This window comes from Mycobacterium sp. E796 (assembly GCF_001672815.1).
GTDB lineage: Bacteria > Actinomycetota > Actinomycetes > Mycobacteriales > Mycobacteriaceae > Mycobacterium.
Genome location: NZ_LZKK01000115.1, coordinates 21,560 through 38,677, shown reverse-complemented (window position 1 = coordinate 38,677; position 17,118 = coordinate 21,560). Strand labels below are relative to the sequence as shown.

The 17,118-nt window shown below is 67.7% G+C and carries 19 protein-coding genes and 1 pseudogene; 9 read left to right on the top strand and 11 right to left on the bottom strand.

Annotated elements, in window-relative coordinates:
* The 3 genes and pseudogenes from A5706_RS33510 to A5706_RS09630 all read left to right on the top strand — a co-directional run.
* Nucleotides 1-439 (top strand): annotated as a pseudogene (locus A5706_RS33510) (esterase family protein); the annotation flags it as partial.
* 229 nt (nt 440-668) lie between these two features.
* Nucleotides 669-1,478 carry a polysaccharide deacetylase family protein gene (locus A5706_RS09635; RefSeq protein WP_068129482.1) on the top strand — a complete coding sequence of 270 codons (810 nt, stop codon included), beginning with the start codon at nt 669-671 and terminating at the stop codon, nt 1,476-1,478.
* Between the two features lie 2 nt (nt 1,479-1,480).
* The gene (locus tag A5706_RS09630) at nt 1,481-2,248 is read left to right on the top strand and encodes a hypothetical protein (protein WP_068129457.1); all 768 of its coding nucleotides are present in this window, start codon (nt 1,481-1,483) and stop codon (nt 2,246-2,248) included.
* Here A5706_RS09630 and A5706_RS09625 read toward each other — a convergent pair.
* Nucleotides 2,245-3,405, bottom strand: coding sequence for an SRPBCC family protein (locus A5706_RS09625; protein ID WP_068129454.1), 1,161 nt, complete (start codon nt 3,403-3,405; stop codon nt 2,245-2,247). The two genes, A5706_RS09630 and A5706_RS09625, sit on opposite strands and share 4 nt — an antisense overlap.
* An 81-nt stretch (nt 3,406-3,486) precedes the next feature.
* Here A5706_RS09625 and A5706_RS09620 point away from each other — a divergent pair, with 81 nt between their 5' ends.
* Nucleotides 3,487-4,299: a PaaX family transcriptional regulator C-terminal domain-containing protein gene (locus A5706_RS09620; protein ID WP_068129452.1), complete on the top strand. Its 813-nt coding sequence runs from the start codon at nt 3,487-3,489 to the stop codon at nt 4,297-4,299.
* A 5-nt stretch (nt 4,300-4,304) separates the two neighbouring features.
* Here the strand turns inward: A5706_RS09620 and A5706_RS09615 are convergent, their stop codons facing one another.
* The 4 genes from A5706_RS09615 to A5706_RS09600 all read right to left on the bottom strand — a co-directional run bounded on the left by A5706_RS09615 (nt 4,305) and on the right by A5706_RS09600 (nt 6,379).
* Nucleotides 4,305-4,559 (bottom strand): ribosomal protein L7/L12, encoded by a 255-nt coding sequence (locus tag A5706_RS09615; RefSeq protein WP_068111648.1) that lies wholly within the window; start codon nt 4,557-4,559, stop codon nt 4,305-4,307.
* Nucleotides 4,560-4,569: 10 nt separating this feature from the next.
* Nucleotides 4,570-5,076, bottom strand: coding sequence for a flavodoxin domain-containing protein (locus A5706_RS09610; RefSeq protein WP_068129450.1), 507 nt, complete (start codon nt 5,074-5,076; stop codon nt 4,570-4,572).
* Nucleotides 5,076-5,675, bottom strand: coding sequence for a hypothetical protein (locus A5706_RS33505; protein ID WP_197517797.1), 600 nt, complete (start codon nt 5,673-5,675; stop codon nt 5,076-5,078). Before A5706_RS33505 ends, A5706_RS09610 begins: the two co-directional genes overlap by 1 nt.
* 89 nt (nt 5,676-5,764) lie before the next feature.
* On the bottom strand, nt 5,765-6,379 hold the full coding sequence (locus A5706_RS09600) for a MerR family transcriptional regulator (protein WP_082964275.1): 615 nt from the start codon (nt 6,377-6,379) through the stop codon (nt 5,765-5,767).
* A 109-nt stretch (nt 6,380-6,488) separates the two neighbouring features.
* On the opposite strand from A5706_RS09600, the gene A5706_RS09595 reads away from it, so the two are divergent.
* Nucleotides 6,489-7,136 carry a DUF1295 domain-containing protein gene (locus A5706_RS09595; protein WP_068129446.1) on the top strand — a complete coding sequence of 216 codons (648 nt, stop codon included), beginning with the start codon at nt 6,489-6,491 and terminating at the stop codon, nt 7,134-7,136.
* 48 nt (nt 7,137-7,184) lie between these two features.
* Here A5706_RS09595 and A5706_RS09590 read toward each other — a convergent pair whose 3' ends face one another.
* The 3 genes from A5706_RS09590 to A5706_RS09580 form a co-directional block, all read right to left on the bottom strand.
* A complete protein-coding gene (locus A5706_RS09590; protein ID WP_068129444.1) occupies nt 7,185-7,853 on the bottom strand; it encodes a hypothetical protein in 669 nt (222 codons plus the stop codon).
* Nucleotides 7,838-8,695: a pyridoxamine 5'-phosphate oxidase family protein gene (locus A5706_RS34185; protein WP_231985143.1), complete on the bottom strand. Its 858-nt coding sequence runs from the start codon at nt 8,693-8,695 to the stop codon at nt 7,838-7,840. Before A5706_RS34185 ends, A5706_RS09590 begins: the two co-directional genes overlap by 16 nt.
* An 80-nt stretch (nt 8,696-8,775) precedes the next feature.
* Nucleotides 8,776-10,152 (bottom strand): FAD-binding oxidoreductase, encoded by a 1,377-nt coding sequence (locus tag A5706_RS09580; protein WP_068129467.1) that lies wholly within the window; start codon nt 10,150-10,152, stop codon nt 8,776-8,778.
* Nucleotides 10,153-10,309: 157 nt separating this feature from the next.
* On the opposite strand from A5706_RS09580, the gene A5706_RS34935 reads away from it, so the two are divergent.
* Entirely contained in the window at nt 10,310-13,210 is a 2,901-nt protein-coding gene (locus A5706_RS34935) for a helix-turn-helix transcriptional regulator (RefSeq protein ID WP_068129442.1), read from the top strand.
* 6 nt (nt 13,211-13,216) lie between these two features.
* Here the strand turns inward: A5706_RS34935 and A5706_RS09570 are convergent, their stop codons facing one another.
* Together A5706_RS09570 and A5706_RS09565 are read right to left on the bottom strand one after the other, a co-directional pair.
* Nucleotides 13,217-13,486: a DUF4242 domain-containing protein gene (locus A5706_RS09570; protein WP_068129440.1), complete on the bottom strand. Its 270-nt coding sequence runs from the start codon at nt 13,484-13,486 to the stop codon at nt 13,217-13,219.
* Nucleotides 13,487-13,527: 41 nt separating this feature from the next.
* Nucleotides 13,528-13,986, bottom strand: coding sequence for a MarR family winged helix-turn-helix transcriptional regulator (locus A5706_RS09565; RefSeq protein WP_068129439.1), 459 nt, complete (start codon nt 13,984-13,986; stop codon nt 13,528-13,530).
* A 74-nt stretch (nt 13,987-14,060) separates the two neighbouring features.
* Between A5706_RS09565 and A5706_RS09560 the strand changes: the two genes are divergently transcribed.
* Nucleotides 14,061-15,002: a PHB depolymerase family esterase gene (locus A5706_RS09560; RefSeq protein WP_068129466.1), complete on the top strand. Its 942-nt coding sequence runs from the start codon at nt 14,061-14,063 to the stop codon at nt 15,000-15,002.
* 93 nt (nt 15,003-15,095) lie between these two features.
* On the top strand, nt 15,096-15,581 hold the full coding sequence (locus tag A5706_RS09555; protein WP_082964274.1) for a nitroreductase family deazaflavin-dependent oxidoreductase: 486 nt from the start codon (nt 15,096-15,098) through the stop codon (nt 15,579-15,581).
* A 3-nt stretch (nt 15,582-15,584) separates the two neighbouring features.
* Here the strand turns inward: A5706_RS09555 and A5706_RS09550 are convergent, their stop codons facing one another.
* Complete coding sequence (locus A5706_RS09550; RefSeq protein WP_068129437.1) at nt 15,585-16,193, bottom strand: TetR/AcrR family transcriptional regulator; 609 nt, start codon at nt 16,191-16,193, stop codon at nt 15,585-15,587.
* A 68-nt stretch (nt 16,194-16,261) separates the two neighbouring features.
* On the opposite strand from A5706_RS09550, the gene A5706_RS09545 reads away from it, so the two are divergent.
* Nucleotides 16,262-17,092, top strand: a complete 831-nt coding sequence (locus tag A5706_RS09545; RefSeq protein ID WP_068129435.1) for an alpha/beta fold hydrolase — start codon at nt 16,262-16,264, stop codon at nt 17,090-17,092.
* The last annotated feature ends 26 nt before the right edge of the window (nt 17,093-17,118 follow it).

Below are 17,118 nucleotides of genomic sequence, written 5' to 3'. Positions count from 1 at the left end.
CGACCGCAGCCCCAGCATCGGGTCGAAGGACCAGACCATCGCCCGGTTGTTCGGCGGCGACGGCGCCGCCTGGGCCGCCTTTGATCCCACCACCGTCATGACCCGGCACGGCCACTACACCGGGCTGTCGGGGTGGTTCGACGTTCCCTCCTCGCCCGGCCCGCACGCCGTCGCCGAGGAAGCCAACTCCGCCATCGCAGGTCCCAGCGCCGACCCGGCCGCCAACCCCGAAGGCCAGGACGCCGCCGCCAACGCGCTGTGCGACGTCGCGACCGCCAACGGGATCACCTGCGCGGTGGTCACCCAGCCCGGCAGGCACGACTGGCCGTTCGCCGCGCAGGCATTCGCCGCGTCGTTGCCCTGGTTGGCCGGGACGCTGGGGACTCCCGGCACCGAGCCCGTCGAATTGCCGCGGCGCGGCGGCGGCGCGCCGCATTGACGCCAGCTACGCAACACCGTTACCTTTTCGAGCCCCAATTCACAGCTGAACCTCCTGTAACGAACCCGGCGTATTGAAACCGGCACTGGTACCGTTCGCTGCTGTGGCGGCGGAGTTTGGCAACACAGGTACCCGGGGTACCGGGTCGCGTGTGCCGACATCCCACCGCAAAAGACCCGAGAGGAACCGCACGCCGTTCCCGGGCTTGGGGGGCGGCACCGCGCCGGAGCTGAGCCGGCGCCGCTTCCTGGGGGCGCTGGCCGCCGCCACCGTGGCCGGCGTGGGCGCCGCCCGCCTGGTCGTCGACCCACAACCCCGCACGTTCGCCCAGGCGCCTCCAGCGAACGTCGCCACCTCCGGCCCCACGGCCCCGTCGGCCCTGTTGCCGCCCCCGCCGCCGAGCGCGCGCATCGCGCTGCCGGGCGGCGGCGCGCTGACCAAGATCCCCGGAGAGGGCGATCTGCTCGCGCTGACCGTCGATGACGGCGTCAACAGCGAAGTGGTGCGCGCCTACACGCAGTTCGCCAAGGACACCGGGATCCGGCTGACGTTCTTCGTCAACGGGGTTTACGACTCCTGGACGGAGAACCTGGACCTGCTGCGGCCGCTGGTCGACTCCGGGCAGATCCAACTGGGCAACCACACCTGGTCGCACCCGGACCTGACCACGCTGCCCAAGGACCAGATCGCCCAGCAGCTCACCCGCAACGACCAATTCTTGAAGAAGACCTACGGCATCGGCGCGAAACCGTACTGGCGGCCGCCGTACGCGAAGCGCAACGCCGCCGTTGACGCGGTGGCCGCCGACCTCGGCTACACCGTGCCGACCTTGTGGTCGGGGTCGCTGTCGGATTCCACGCTCATCCACGAGGACTACATCGTGAAGATGGCCGATCAGTACTTCACCCCGCAGTCCATCGTGATCGGCCACCTCAACCATCCGCCGGTCACGCACGTCTATCCGCAACTCGTCGACATCATCCGCGACCGGGACCTGCGCACGGTCACCCTCAACGACGTCTTCCTCAAAACGCCGTAGCAGTGCAGGGGCCGGATCCACAGCGGCTTGGCGGCCTTGCCTGGGTCCGTCGCACCGGTGGTCGGCTGTCGGCCGCCGAGCGGCGCCGGCTTTTCGTGGCGATCGCGGTGGGTCAGTGGCAGAACGCGGTGGGCCGGGCCAAGCTCGCGCTGGGCCGGCTTCCGTCCGGGGCCGAGCGCGTCGATGTGGCGGCGTTCCCGATCCCCGATAGCCGGTTCGCGCGCGAGGCCGAGCAGGTGTGCGCGGAATTGCCGGCGGGCCTTCAGGGGCACTCCTACCGGACATGGTTGTTCGGTCGGGCGCTTGCGAGCCTCGACGGGTGCGAATTGGATGACGAGCTCTTCTATTGCGGCTCGCTCCTGCACGACTACGGAATCGTGAACCCAACGCCCGACCGCGATTTCACGCTTGCCAGCGTCGAGCGGCTGCTCTCGTGCGCCACCGCCGCCGGGCTGAACGACGAACGCGCGCAATTGCTCGCGGATGGCATCTGCGTGCACACGACGCCGGGCGTCAAGGTCGACACGGACGGCCCGATCGGCTGCTATCTGCAATGGGGCGCGATGGTCGACGGCGCCGGACTGCGGATATGGGACGTCGCTCCCCGCAACGTCGAGGCGGTGTTGCGGCGTTATCCGCGAGGCGATTTCAAGAGCGAGCTGATCGGCATGGCGCGCGCGGAGGCGGCCGCGGTGCCGAGGGGACGCTTCGGGCTCCTGGTTCGGTGTGGGCTGCCGCTGGCCGTACGGATGGCGCCGTTCGACTCCTAGCGGGCCATCGCGGCAAGGCGCTCATCAAGCGTGGCGTGAAAGTGGCCGATCGCGCTCTCGTGCCGACCGAATTCCACGAATTCGTTAGCGCCCGAACGCAGCCCACGCTGCACGCCCTCGGACATCTCGTTGTCCTCGACGAGACCGGTTCCAATGAGGCTTCCCGCCCCCACCAGAGTGCTCGGTCGGTCGAGCGACTCCCGCTCGGCGACCTCGGGCCTCACCATCGAATACACCGTTACCGCGGTGTGGTCGACGTCCACTGGGTCGAGCACAACCATGGATATCAGGTCTGGGAACGTCGCCAACATAACGTTGGGAAACAGCTGATACAAAAGCGTCACCCGCGCGTCGATCGTCCAAGCGCTCTCCGGACGCTCGCGCAGCCGTTCGATGTTGCGGTACGGGAACGTGATACGGCTATTTGGGCCGAATTTCTCGACCACGTTGAGATCATCGTATTGCAAAGGATAGAAGGTGTTCTTGTGCGTCGATCGGATGTGATAACCCTCCAGAAACTGCTCGGCAAGCACCTTCCAGTTCATCGCTCGCGGAGTCGATTCCACGTAGACCAGCCGTTCGAACGGCAAAACTTTGTCACGCCACGGATTCCCGTCCGTGAGCCAGGCCATCGCATCGTCGACATCGTGTCCCGGGCCCGCGCCCGAGGAGTCGAGCGCGCCGATGACGATGAGACCGTCCACCTCGTGGCTGGGCACCTCGACCAAGCCACGGGTCGCCATGTCGAGACCGGGGAAAGCCTCGGAGTGCGGCACATGCGAGAGCGAGCCATCCAGCCGATATGTCCAGCCGTGGTAGCGACACACCAGGGCGTGCGAGCAGCCGGCCTCCTCGATGAGCGCGAAACCGCGATGCCGGCACGCGTTGCGGAACACCCGCGCCCGGCGGTCGCGCCCCCGCACGGCGAACAGCGGCACGCCGAAGGCGGTCCGTTCGACGTGGTCGCCCGGGTTGGGGATCGCTGCCGAGGGAACGAAGACGCTCGGCATCGCGCGAAGCAAACGGAGCTCCTCGGCGAATCGACTTGGGCTCAAATAGTTTTCGACCGGCTCGCGCCAGGCGTCACCCTCGTCGGTGGTACCGGCGTCGATATGGGCAAGGACGCGCCGGACGATCTCCACGTCGTCGGCGAGCACCGACTTGTCGGCAAGCTCATGCGTGCCAGTCTCACACTATGCGTGTCACGTGTCAATGATTTAGTGATACCGTGGTCAGCCGTGCCTGCCCTCCCCCGATCCCGAGCGAGCGGCCTGATCGATAGCCGCCCGCTGAGCGCACGCTCCGTGCTGGCGTCCGCGTTGCTGGGGTCCGACCGGGGCCGCCTCACGGTGGCGGAACTGGTGGCGATTGCCTCGCTGTTCGGCATCAGCCCCGGCGCTACCCGTACGTGCCTGTGGCGGATGGTGTCCGCCGGTGAATTGACGACCGACGACGGCAGTTACGCGCTCGCCGGCCGGCTGTCGGAGCGGCGCCAGCGCGTCGACGAGGCCGCCCGGATCGACGGCACGGCCACGCGTCGATGGGACGGAACGTGGGAACTCGCGATCGTCGCGCTGGAGCGCAGATCGGCGACCGATCGCCTGGAGCTGAGAAGGGCCGCGACGGCCCTGCACCTGGCCGAACTGCGAGAGGGCGTCTGGATCCGCCCGGACAACCTTGATCCGCAACGGTTTCCGGCACTCACGGCCGTTCTGGACCAGCAGTGCACCCGCTTTCACGGCGCCGCCACCGACATCACGGCCGCGCACGTGCGAGCGCTGTTCTCCCTAGACGAATGGGCCGACAACGCGCGGGCGCTCATCGAGGCCATGGATGCCGCGCTCGCCGCCGACACGCCTGACGATTCGACCGAAAGCTTCACCTACGAGTTCGCGCTGTCGATCGCGGTGGTGCGCCATCTTCAGCTCGACCCGCTGCTGCCCGCCGAACTCGCAGTGGACGACTGGCCCGGTCACGACTTGCGCCGCGGCTACCGGCGTTTCGATCGCGCCTTCAAGCGGCGGATGAACGGTGCTTTTCGCCGGCAGTAGCCGACCTACAGGTTGTCGACGATGTCTTTCGCCTCGCGTAAACCCGCGCCGGTCAGCTCGCGATACAACTTGATCGCGGCAATGGCGTTCCCGGAGCGGGCGAGGGCGACGACTTCCGAGGGCACACCGTTCTCCAGCACACCCGATGTGGCGCCCACGTCGCTGCCGAACGTCGGGCACGGAACCCCGAGCCGATCCGACAGCAGGCGCACCTGCTGTTCGAGCAGCGCGAGGCGGCGGTAGATATGGGGATCTTCCATCACCCGATGATTATGACCGGTGGGTGATCGTCGGCCGGTCGAGTTCTTTGACGACGGTCGTGACCCAGCGCCGCACGTGCGTCGGGCTGCGCCAATCGCCCGCACTTTTCTTGGCCATCGCACTGGCCGGAAAACCCGTTGCGTCCGGTTCTAGCCGGCCACCGAAGGTAACGTGCCCGCGGGCATTCACCCGGCGCATCAGCTTCGCGACCTGCGCTGTGGGTGGGATGTCGCGCTCTTCGGCCGAGTCGTCCAAAGGCCCGCTGCTGACGAACCAGACGGGCAACCCGCGCAACGCCGAGGCGTTCTTGCGCACGAATCGTCGCGCGTTTCGGTGCCATCGGTAGGCGTACAGGGCGCCAGCCACGATCACCGCATCGAAGCCGCCTGGTCCACCGACGTCCTTGGCCGGGCTCACGACCGCCTCGAATCCCGCCTCGGTCAGCGCGTCGCCGATCATCGCGGCCAGTCCCGCGGTCCCGCCCCGCTTCGATCCGTAAACCACCAGAACTCGCATCACCGACTCCTGTCTATCGCCGCCGCCTCGGCGTCGGCCTGGATCGCGCGCAGCGTCGCGCGCATGATGTGTTTGACGAATGGCCGGACCAGCCACCAGTAGCGCACGAAAGCCCGACGGGAATCCGGATCTGTTGTGACCGTTCGGCATTGGTAGCTGAGCAGCGTGTGGCTCTCGCCGTAGGGCGCCACCGAGAAGTTCGCGGCGATCTTTCCCCATCCGGGTTCGGCGAAGCCGGCGAAGTCCGCTGGCGCCACGTCGCGCCATTCGATGATCGGCCGCCAGAACTTTCCCACCGCGCCGAAAACGATCTCGCGGTCCGGCTCTTCGCCAAGGGATAACCAGCCCGGTAGGTCGAAGTCGGTCACCACCAGCCTCGGTGGAGTCGGGACGGGCTTGCCCAGCAACCGCTCAGGCAAGGCGCGGATCCACATCGACACCGTCAACAGCGGCGTGCGCACGGTAAGGAGGTCCAGGGACCGTGCCGCCCGGAAAGTAACCGCAGGGTCAGCCGCTACCACCACGTGCTCGGCGATCATGGCGTCGCACGCCGGCATTGACGCTTCGATCAGCATGCGTTCCGCCCGAACAGTCGACATAGCGCGATTGTCGACTCAGGCGTCCGCGGCCCCCTAGAGTCACTGGTCCTTTACCGATAGGACGACCGGCACATGGCCGACTTGTTTCGTCAGGCGTTGAGGCCCCGTCTCACCAGGCTCTGCTGGGCCAGTCGGCGGATCGCGGTGAGCACGGGTTCGAAAAGTACGGTCCCAAGCACCGCATATTGAACGGCTTCTGCGGGGTCGTGTGGGATGTTGGCGGTTTCGCTGGCGGCGACGGCAAGCATGTGTTCGCCGTAGGTGGCGAACTGCTCCCGGTGCAGCCGAAAGCCGGCCGCTTCGACCGCTTGGAGCGCACTCTCGAGAAGAGCGACCGCGGGCGGCTCGGCCCGGTACGGCTCGCCAAGCCAACCGATGACCTCCTCCGCGCGTGGGTACGACTTGGCGTCGATATCCACGTCGGCGTCGGCCAGCACTCGTGTGGCGCTGGCGAGGCGATCGACAATCGCGACCTTGGGCGCGTCGATGATCTGCAAGATGGATTTGGCCTGAGTCACCGATAGCCCCGCTGGGCCGGTCAATGCCTTGATCAGATGGATGCGTTGCGCGTGGGAGCTGTCGTATGTCGCGCGCCGCGGACCCCCCGGATCGCCCGCGGCCAGCATGCCCTCGCGTATGTAGTACTTCACGGTTGCGACCGACACACCCGTTTGCTCGGCCAATTCGGACACCCGCACAGTCATTCCTCCTGCCGCCGCGGTGGGCGCACGCCCGGCTAGTACTTGTCGTACTCGTTGGATAGTATTACTATCCAGCAGTAGTACTCACCCGGTTACCTCGCACGAGGACTCCATGAAACCCACCGGCTTCTTCATCAACCTGCACAAAGCCCTCGTCATCCCGGTGACGGTGGCAGCGATGATTACCTTCGCCAACTACGGCACGGCGATGTGGCTCTACCTGGCGATGCACGGGAGCTACTCGATCCTGTGGCTCATCAAGGGGCGCACCTATCCCGACGAGCGGTTCGCCGAAAAAGTGGCCATCTGGGTCGGGATCATGTTCGTCTTCCTGCCGCTCGCCGGCTACTACGCGGCGCCAATCCTGTTGGCGTGGCTCAAACCCGACGTGCCCGGCGCCGCCGTGTGCGCTGGCGTCACGGTCTACGTATTCGGGATCTTTTTGCACTATGTTTCGGACGCACAAAAGTACTACACGCTGAAACTCCGTCCCGGACTCATCGAGGATGGCCTGTTCACCCGTACACGGAATCCGAACTATCTGGGCGAGATCCTGACCTACCTCGGCTTCGCCGTCATCTCCTGGAACCCAATACCTTTCGTGGTGAACGCGGCGTGGATCTTCGGGTTCTTCGTACGCAACATGATCAAGAAGGATCAGTCGATGGCACATCATCCCGGCTTTGCGGCATACAAATCCCGAACCGGTCTCCTCTTTCCACGGATACGTCCAGTCCGTGCGACAACGGACGCAGCGTGAATCGGCTCAGGCGGGCGCAGGTACGAAACATCTTGCGGTCCAGCACAACTACGGGTCAGGCTGCGCAGTCTCTGCGCGTTGTTTGATGCCCAGCATCATCTTGCGGACCATCGCAAAATGCAACGGTTCACCCACCGTGTAGTCGATGATTCCGCCCAGTGCGCGGAGCAGCGCAAAGCGCTGGGGGGCCAGCAGCCGCAACCACCCGGCATCCCGTTCGCGAACGAGCAATCGGGTGCGGTTTGCAGTCAGCGGCAACAACACGAACGCCCACGTTCCGATGACCAGGGCCCGCTCGGGTTCGAGAACCGTCACCGGGCTTCCGATTTGCAGGGAACCAACCGACCCGGTATTGATCCGGTCACCGATCTCGATCTTCTGCAGTTCGGGATGGATGCGAGTGGCCGAGTGACGTCCCTCGACGTAGTGCACCGTCCCGGCGAAGAGGAAACGCTCGACCCAGTCGTAGCTGTAGAAGCCCGCCCGATGGTCACCAATCTGTACCAGCCATGGCCAGACCGCTGCCGGCGGCGCGTCGATGGTCACGGCGCGGGTGTGATGACGCATGACGTCCTGGACGATGTCATCGCCAGGCAACTGCATCTGGCGCTCTGCGTCGGTGGCGCCCCAATCCAGCAGTGAGGGTCGAACCAGCGCGTCGTAGCAGATCAGCCCGGAAGCCACGCAAGCCAGTTGCCACCTCACGGCATCTGCCATTCGGTAGCCGCCTCGGGCGTGATCACGATGTACGCGGCCCGCGACTGCAGGTAATACCGCATGCGCAGCGGCCACAGCCGCATGTGACTGAGTTCTACCGCCGCGAATCGGGGTTGCAGGTAGTAGAGCCAGGCGAGCCGGGCCATCACCGCCGGCGGCGGCGCGCCGCGGACCGATCGCGCGTGGCCGCGCACCAGAAGCCGATTGCCGTCGTCGGAGCCCTCGCCGCCGAGCAGCAGGGCCACCTGCGGGGCGGCCGCAACGTTGCGCACCGTCCAGGATGACGCCGACGTCGTCGCATAGATGCGGCCGCGGTGGGTGACGAACCACAGCGGCACCGCGAACGGCGTGCCCTTCGCCGAACGGCTGGCAAGTATCATCACCCGCGAATCACGAACCGCCGCTTGGAGATTCGGCGAGCGGAATGGGCCGACCGGCGGTTCTTCACCGACCGAAAACGATGGCGCTCGCACAGGCGAGCCCCCCGGCGGGGTGGCTACGTTGCGCAGCGACCCGTAGTCCCACGCCACGACCTTCGTCGGCACGACGCGATACGTACCCTCGCCCAGGGGCTCGGCGATCCCCCTCACGGTCAACGAGCGCAGTCGAAACCACTGCGGGCCGTCGTCGGCGACCACCACGACATTGCGACCGGCCAGGCCCGGAGCACCCTCGGGCACCCGCACGATGCGCGGCGATGCCGCAGGGTCGGCGGGCGCTTCGAGGGCGACGCGCACTGGCAACACGGCGATTTCGTCGTCGCCGAACGTGGCCAACGCCGCGCGCGGGGGTGAAAGCGCCAAGTCGGCGACGGCGTCCACCTCGACATCACGGATTATCACCGGCGGTGCCCTCCCGCGAGGTCAAGGCTCCACTTGAGCCCAAGGCGTCGTACCGCGACGCGGTCGCACACCCGATTGTGTCACCCGGCCGGCAGGATGTTCTGGTTGATGTGGAACACGTTGGCCGGATCGTATACGGCCTTGATCTCGCTGAGCCGCTGGTAATTCGGGCCGTAGGTGGCGCGGACCCGGTCCTGGCCCTCGTCCATCATGAAGTTGACGTAGGCGCCGCCGGCCGAGTACGGGTGGATGGCTTCCCAGTACTCCTTCGTCCAGCGCTTCAACGCCTCGGCGTTGGCCGGGTCCGGGTCGACGCCCGCGATGACCTGAGAGAAGTTCACATCGCGGTAGGCCCAGGGGGTGTCGGTCTGGCCGACCCGGTGCACCGCGCCGTCGATCGGGTAGAGGTGCATCGTGGAGTGCATCGTCGGCAGCTCCTCGGTGAAGCGGGCATGGGCCGCGACGGCGGCGTCAGGGATCGTGCGGATGAAGTCGCCGCGCCAATACCATTGCAGCCCTTTGGGATACAGCGCATCGAAGGTGGAGTTCAGCGCGGGATAGGGCGCCGCCATGAGGCCCTCGAAGGCCGGCCGCATCTGGCGGACCGGCGCGAACGCCTCATCGGCTCCGGCGGGATCGCCGGTGTAGCACCAGATCACCGCGCACGCCTTGTGCAGGTGGAACGCCTCGGGGAACGGCGGCGCCGGCGGGACGGTCATGGTCGCGAAGAAGCCGTAGAGGTCCTCGTCCTGGGCGGGCAGGAAGTCCCGGTACCAGCTGAGGATGTCGGCGGTGGCCGATGCGGGCCACGCCGTAGGGCCGCACAGCACGGTGTGCTCCCGGTGCAGGCGGAACGTGAACGAGCTGACCACGCCGAAGTTTCCGCCGCCACCGCGTAGCGCCCAGAACAGGTCGGGGTGCTCGGATTCGGACGCCGTCACCACCCGGCCGTCGGCCAGCACGACCTCCGCCTCCAGCAGGTTGTCGATGGTCAGGCCGTACTTGCGGGTCAGGTAGCCGTGGCCGCCGCCCAGGGTCAGCCCACCGACGCCGGTGCTCGAGATGATGCCCGACGGCGTCGCCAGGCCGTGCGCGTAGGTCGCGGCGTCCACCTGCGCCCACGTCGCCCCGCCCTGGACGCGGGCGGTCCGCCGATCGGGGTCCACGTGGACGCGGTTCATCGGCGACAGGTCGATGACGAGACCGCCCTCGACGCAACCGAAGCCGGGACCGTTGTGGCCGCCCCCGCGGACGGCAACCTCCAGCTTCGACGCCCTGGCGAACTCGAGGGCGCTGACGATGTCGCCGGTGGTTCCGCAGCGCACGATCACCGCGGGCCGCTTGTCGATCATGGCGTTGTGCAGCGCACGGGCCTCGTCGTATCCGGCGTCGTGGGGCAGGATCACCTGTGCCCCGAACCGGCCGCGTAGTTCGTCGGTTGCGGTTGTCACGCTCATCGCCCGCACCTCCTCTGGTTGCCTCGCAGGTTTGATGCCGCGACGGTACGAGGCGGCGAGGCCGCGCGTCATGACCACAACGAAGCATTTGCCAGGCCTCCAACGATAGTCAGATCTGACTATCGACCGGCCAAATCGGCGCGGTTACCTTGATTCCATGGCCCAGTGGGTGCCACCACCCCTTCCGGCGGAATTGCTGGCGCGTCGGCGCGGCCCGCTCGTCGGCCGCGCGGCGGAGCTTGCCGCGTTCGAGCAGGCGTGGGAACGCGTCGAAGGCGGTACCCGGCAGGCGGTATTCATCGGCGGTGAACCCGGGGCGGGCAAGACCCGCCTGGCGGCCGAGGTGGCCGGAACGCTGGCCGGCCACGGCGTCCCGGTGCTCGTCGGGAGCTCGACGGCCGACGCGGACGTGCCGTACGCGCCGTTCGCCGAGGCGCTGGACCGGCTGCTGCTCGCGGCCCCGCCAGGCTCGCTGGCCGACACCCTGGCCGACGCCGGAGCGCAACTGCGCAGGCTGTCCACCCAGGTGGATCGGCATTTGCCCGACATCGGCCCGGCAGACGAGGTCGGGGCGCCCAGGCAGGCACTTTTCGACGCCCTGACGGGTTTCCTGCGGCGCCTGGCCGCCGACAGTCCGATCGCGTTGATCCTCGATGACCTGCATTGGGCGCAGCTGCCCACCCTCGTAATGCTCGAACGCGTCGTGATCGGCTGCGCCGACGTCGCAATGCTGGTGATCGCCACGTTCCGGTCGACCGAACCGGACCGTTCCGACGAGCTCACCACCCGGCTGGCCGAGCTGCACCGCTTCGACGGGGTGCGGCGCCTGGACCTCGCGGGGCTGGACACCGAGGCGATCGCCGAGTTCGTCAGGCGGACCCAGCAGCTGGCTCCCGCGTCGGCGCGCACGGCCGCCGCCTTGCTGCGCGACAAGACCGGTGGCAATCCGTTCTTCCTGACCGAGCTGGTCGGCGACCTTGAAGCCCGGGGTGGGCTGGGCACGCTCGGTGTGCAACAGACCGTCCCGGCGTCGATCGGGGACGCCATTGCCCGCCGGCTCAGCGGATTGGGCGCCGGTGTCCGGGTCGTCATCGAACAGGCGGCCGTGCTCGGCGAGACGTTCGACCTGCCCGCGCTGATCGCCGCCAGCGAAACCGATCTCGCCGCGACGCTGGCGGCGGTCGATTCGGCCGAGGGCGTCGGCCTGATCCGGCCGGTTCGCGACTCCGACGGCGAGTTCTCGTTCGTGCACGCGCTCACCCGCGAGGCCGTGGTCGGCGGAATGGCGGCGTCCCGGCTGCGGATCATGCACGCGCGGGCGGCCGAAGCGCTCGAGGGCCGGGCGGACCCGTCGCTCATCCCCCGGTTGGCGAACCACTACCTGCGGGCCCACGTGCTCGGCTACCACGAGCAGGCGCTGCGGTACGCCCACCAGGCGGCCCGGATGGCCGAACAAAGCCTGGCCTACGAGGACGCCGCGAGGTGGTTCGAACGGGCGGCGTCGCTGCCGGAGCTGAGCCGCACCGATCGGGCGCGGCTGGACCTCGATGCGGCCGCCAACCACGTGCGCGCCGGCGATTTCGCGCGGTCGCGGGCGATTTATGAACGCCTGAGCGCGATGGACGACCCGCTCATCCGGCTGGGGGCGGCCGTCGGCTACGAGGAAGCGAATTGGCGTCGCGGACAGTCGGATTCGACGGCCGCCGACCTGCTCGCGTCGGCGCTGGAATCCTGCGGGCTGGGGACCGACGACCTGCGCTACCTGCAGGCACTCGGCAGCTTTGGGCGCGCGCTGGCCTTCGCCGGGGAGGCGGCGCGAGCGCGCGAGGTGGGCAATAACGCCATCGACCGCGCGCGGGCCACCGGTGATCAGGCGGTGCTGATGCACACGCTCAAGACGAGCCTGTGGCACGGGCTCACCCCGGAGCTGTGCGAAGCCCAGGCGGAGCGATCGGCCGAGGTATCCCGCATGGCGCTGGAGCGCCGCGACTACGAGGTGCTCGGGGCGTCCTCGCACTTTCGCGCCATGGTCAGTTACCTGGCCGGCCGGCCCGACGACCTGGCCGCCTCGACCGCGGACATGCGCCGCGCAGGAAAAGCCATCGGGCAACCGGTCTTCGGGTTCGTCGGTGCGTGCGTCGAGCAGGCGCTGGCCTATCTGCGCGGCGACTTCACCGGCGCCGAACGATGGGCCGACATCGCTTTGCGCGCAGGCGATTTGTTCGACGCGGACGATACCGCGGGTTCCAACGGCGTCCAGATGTTCATGATCCGCCGCGAGACTTCGGAACTGAAGAGGTTCGCCGGGTTCATCGACGGCAGCGAGACATTCGCCGGACGTTGGGTGCCCGGCCTGCTTGCGCTGTACACCGAGCTCAACTGTGAAGCGGGCATGACCCGAGCGCTCAACCATCTGCTCAACCGAAAACTCGGCGATCGCACCGACGAGGCGCAGTGGCCGATGGAGCTGGCGTTCATGGTCGAGGCGGCGCTGGAGCTCGGCAACCGCGAGGCTCTGCATTCGCTGCGTCCGTACATGGGACGCTATGCCGCCAAGAACCTGGTCGCCGGCCAATTCGTCGCCTTGTTCGGCAGCGCCGACCGTTACCTCGCCCGGATCGCGGCACTCGACGGCGACACCGAGGCGGCCGAGAGGCATTTCGCCGCGGCGCTCGAGATGGACCGCCGGATGGGCTCGGTGGTTCACATCGCCGAGACGCTGGCCCGGCACGCGTTGTTCGCGGCGTCACGCGGGCGCACGGAGGAAGCCCGCCGCCTTGCCGACGAGGCACGCGCGATCGCCACGCCAATCGGTCAGAACCGCGTCGTCGAACTGGTGGATGCGGTGCTGGTGACGGGCCCGGACGGCTTGACGGACCGGGAGGTCGAGGTGTTGCGGCTGCTCGCCGAGGGGCTGAGCAATCGCGCGATCGGCGAACGCCTCTACATCAGCACCAACACGGCCGCCAACCACGTGCGCAACATCCTGATCAAAACGGGCGCCGCGAACCGCACCCAGGCGGCAATGTACGCCGCCGACCACGAGCTGCTCGGGTGACGACCCTCAGATACCGGAGAGCTTGCCGTCGGGCATGACGCGATCGCGGACCTCGACGATCACGTCGGCGGGCAGGCCAGCCCTCGCGGCCGCCGTCCTGATGGCCTCGGGTGAGGGCGCCTCGTAAAGGCAGTAGGTCTTGCGCTTGTCCGCCGACAGGAACGAGTACATCCAGCGAACGCCCTCGAGGTCGTTGATCCGGTTGATGCCGTCGGCGACCTCCAAGCTCGGTTCCATGTCCTCGGCAAAGTTGCGCTCGACCATGAAGATGGGCACGGCGGACTCCTGTCATTGTCTTGCGTCGAACTTACGCCGTGTCAATCGCGCACCGCGTCGGCCTCGCTGGCGAGCAACGTCTGCAGGGTGTCGCGCAATTCGCCCAGCCGCTGGGGGCCCAGCAGCTGTTCCCACCGCTTCTCCAAAGCAACTGCGTTGGAACGCATCACGCGCAGCGCTTGGCGGCCGCGTGGCGTCAGCTCGATGATCCTGGCCCGGGCGTCTTCGGGATCGGCCACTCGGGTGACATAGCCGTGCCGCTCCAGGCCGGCGATCGCCTGGGCCACTGCCTGACGACTCACTTTGAGCCGGTCGGCCAGATCCGACGCGTGCAGGCCGCCGCCCGCCAGCGGAACCAGCGCAACCGCCTGCGCCGGCCGGATGCCGTCGAGGCCGGCAGCGGCGAACGCGGCCCGTAAGCGGGGCGCGCCCGAGGCGGCCACCAGGTTCACCAGCGCCGGGACGGTGGGCTTCCAGTGGCCGTCCGTAACACGTCGCATGGGAAGAGTGTGCCACCTGAGAGCATTTTGACAAGCTACTTGTCAAAATGTCGACCGGCTGCCACGATGGGTTCATGCGATCGCTGTGCGCTCGGGGGTTCGGTGTCTGTCTCGCATCGATTTTGGTCGTGGTGCTCGGCGGGTGCGTTGGAGGCGGTCATGCGTTGGGAACGCCCGGCGCCCAACCGATTCCGGTCGGGCAGTCCACGCAATCCATCGATTCCGGCGGTGTCAGCAGGACCTACCACCTGTACCGACCGCAGGGGTTGCCCGACGCGGCGCCCCTGGTGGTGATGCTGCACGGCGGCTTCGGCAACGGCGCGCAGGCCGAGCGGTCCTACAACTGGGACGCCGAGGCGGACACCGGGCATTTCCTGGTCGCCTATCCCGACGGGCTCAACCGCGCCTGGAATGCCGGGACCTGCTGCGGCGAACCGCAGCGCGCCAACACCGATGACGTCGGATTCCTCACCGCGATGGTGGGGGCCATCGAAGAGGAGATCCCCATCGATCGCGCGCGCGTCTACGCCACCGGCATGTCGAACGGGGCCATGATGGCGCTGCGGCTGGGCTGCCAGAGCGACACCTTCGCCGCGATCGCCCCCGTCGCCGGCACGCTGCTGACCGATTGCTCCCAAGCGCGACCGACATCGGTGCTGCAGATTCACGGCACCGCCGACGACCGGGTGCCCTACAACGGCGGACCCGGAAAGGCCTTCGCAGTCAACGGGAATCCACGCGTCGACGGCCCCTCGGTGGAGTCGGTCAACGCCACGTGGCGGTCCATCGACGGGTGCGGGCCCCCGACCTCGACCAGCGCCGGCAGCGTGACCACCCAGACGGCCGGATGCCCTGACGGTCGCACCGTCGAATTGATCTCGGTGGCCGGCGCCGGCCACCAATGGCCCGGCGGCCAGCCGAGTCCGCTTGCAGAACTCGCCGGCATCCCCGAACCGTCGACGGCGCTCAACGCCACCGACACGATCTGGCAGTTCTTTGCCCAGAGCCACCGCTGAGGCCGCCCGCGCGATCGGTACGGGGCCTTCGTCCCCGACCTAAGGGTCGTTCGGCCGCCGTGACTGGGCATATCGGACGGATACGCTCCACACATGCGGATTTCGCGTTGGTTTCGAACGACTTTCGGGCTCGTCCTGGTGCTGGGCGGTGCGGCAGCAAGCTGGCTGCTGACGAGTTATGCCCTCGCGAAAATCGTGCAACACAATAAGAACCTGCGACCCAAGCTGCTCAAGCCGTATAACAAGGTGATCTCGCCGATCGCGGGCAAGCGCCGTTCCCCGTATGCGCTTCTCGAACACGTCGGACGTCGTTCCGGTCGCACGTACTCGACACCCGTGGGCGCCTTTCGCTACGGCGACGGGTTCGTCATCGGGCTGTCCTACGGCGCCGACGTGGACTGGTGCCGAAACGTCATCGCGGCCGGACATGCGAACCTGAAGTGGCGTGGGCAAACGTTCGCCCTGGAGCGTCCCGAAATCATTCCCATGAGCACGGCCGTGCTGCAGGCGATCCCGTCGTACTTTCGCCTGCCGGCGCGGGAGCTGAAGCAGTTCCTGTTCCTACATCGAAGCGCATGACCGTCAACGCTCGTCCAACATCGCGTCGATCAGCCGGTGCAGCACCTCCCCCGTCTCCCGCCGGGCGCGTTTCGGGTCGTCGGCGGTGGCGATGACCATCGCCGCCTCGTCGAGCGCGCCGATCAGGATGTGGGCCAACGGCCGCATCGGTTGCTCGGCAAGCTGCCCGGCCTTGACGGCCTCGGTGAGCAGCTGTTCGGTCATGCCCAGGCTGTAGCGCTGGGCGACATCCCGGAAGGCCGGCCACCCAAGCACGCTCGGCGCGTCCAGCAGGATCAGCTGGCGTACCTCGGGATCGCCGGAGACGTCGAGCCAGGCGTCGACGGCGGCCCGGATCGCGTCGGCGGGCGTCGTCGCCCCCGACTCGGCCACGATGGTCCCCATCCGGGCCATCACGTCTTGCTCGACGGCCTCGACCACAGCGGCGAAAAGCGTTGCCTTGTCGGCGAATTGGTGGTACATCGCGCCGCGGGTGACCCCCGCGGCCGTCGCAATCTCCGGCGTGCCCACCTCCGCGTAACCGCGCAGACCCCACAGGCGGCGGGCAGCCGAGATCAGCGCATCGCGGGTGGCCGCGGAGCGCTCCTCCTGGGTCCGTCTCTTGATTTCCATACAGCCTGTTGGTAACTTACGAACAGACAGCCTGTTTGTAAATGTACCTTTCGATGTAGGAGTCAGCCATGTCGACGATCGACATTAGTGCCGGGACCATTCACTACGAAGCAACCGGACCCGAGAACGGCAGGCCCGTCGTCTTCGTGCACGGGTACATGATGGGCAGCCAACTTTGGCGTCAGGTCAGCGTCCGCCTCGCCGATCGCGGGCTGCGCTGCATCGCCCCCACCTGGCCCCTGGGCGCGCACCCGCAGCCGCTGCGGCCGGGCGCCGACCGGACCATTTACGGTGTCGCCGGCATGGTCGCCGAGGTGCTTGCCGCCCTCGATCTCGAGGACGTGGTGTTGGTCGGCAATGACACCGGCGGGGTCGTCACCCAACTCGTCGGGGTGCATCACGCCGAGCGGCTCGGGGCGCTGGTGCTCACCAGTTGCGATGCGTTCGAACACTTTCCACCGCCGATCCTCAAGCCGGTGATCCTGGCGGCCAAGTCCAAGACGATGTTCAAGACCCTCGCCCAGGCCATGCGCGCGCCGGCCGCGCGCAAGCGCGCCTTTGACGGCCTCGCATACACCAACATCGACGAACTCACCGAGGCATGGGTGCGCCCGGGACTGTCCGACCCGGCGGTCGCCGAAGACCTGCGCCAGTTCAGCCTCTCGATGCGCACGGAGGTCACCACCGGCGTCGCCGCGCGACTGCACGAGTTCGACAAGCCCACGCTCATCGCCTGGTCGGCCGACGACGTGTTCTTCGAGCTCGCGGACGGCGAACGGCTGGCCGCGACCATCCCCAACGCCCGCCTCGAGGTCATCGAGGGGGCGCGCACGTTCTCGATGCTCGACCAGCCGGAGCGGCTCGCCGATCTGCTGTCGTCGATTGCGGTGCGCACCTAGCTCGGGACGCCACTTGGCGGGCGCTA

Coding starts and splice junctions, on each gene's coding strand:
- A5706_RS09580 (WP_068129467.1), bottom strand. CDS start 10,152: ATGAGCGTGACAACCGCAACCGACGAACTACGCGGCCGGTTCGGGGCA.
- A5706_RS09545 (WP_068129435.1), top strand. CDS start 16,262: ATGTCGACGATCGACATTAGTGCCGGGACCATTCACTACGAAGCAACC.
- A5706_RS09560 (WP_068129466.1), top strand. CDS start 14,061: ATGCGATCGCTGTGCGCTCGGGGGTTCGGTGTCTGTCTCGCATCGATT.
- A5706_RS33505 (WP_197517797.1), bottom strand. CDS start 5,675: ATGTCGACTGTTCGGGCGGAACGCATGCTGATCGAAGCGTCAATGCCG.
- A5706_RS09600 (WP_082964275.1), bottom strand. CDS start 6,379: ATGACTGTGCGGGTGTCCGAATTGGCCGAGCAAACGGGTGTGTCGGTC.
- A5706_RS09615 (WP_068111648.1), bottom strand. CDS start 4,559: ATGGAAGATCCCCATATCTACCGCCGCCTCGCGCTGCTCGAACAGCAG.
- A5706_RS09565 (WP_068129439.1), bottom strand. CDS start 13,986: ATGCGACGTGTTACGGACGGCCACTGGAAGCCCACCGTCCCGGCGCTG.
- A5706_RS09555 (WP_082964274.1), top strand. CDS start 15,096: ATGCGGATTTCGCGTTGGTTTCGAACGACTTTCGGGCTCGTCCTGGTG.
- A5706_RS09595 (WP_068129446.1), top strand. CDS start 6,489: ATGAAACCCACCGGCTTCTTCATCAACCTGCACAAAGCCCTCGTCATC.
- A5706_RS09550 (WP_068129437.1), bottom strand. CDS start 16,193: ATGGAAATCAAGAGACGGACCCAGGAGGAGCGCTCCGCGGCCACCCGC.
- A5706_RS09610 (WP_068129450.1), bottom strand. CDS start 5,076: ATGCGAGTTCTGGTGGTTTACGGATCGAAGCGGGGCGGGACCGCGGGA.
- A5706_RS34935 (WP_068129442.1), top strand. CDS start 10,310: ATGGCCCAGTGGGTGCCACCACCCCTTCCGGCGGAATTGCTGGCGCGT.
- A5706_RS09590 (WP_068129444.1), bottom strand. CDS start 7,853: ATGGCAGATGCCGTGAGGTGGCAACTGGCTTGCGTGGCTTCCGGGCTG.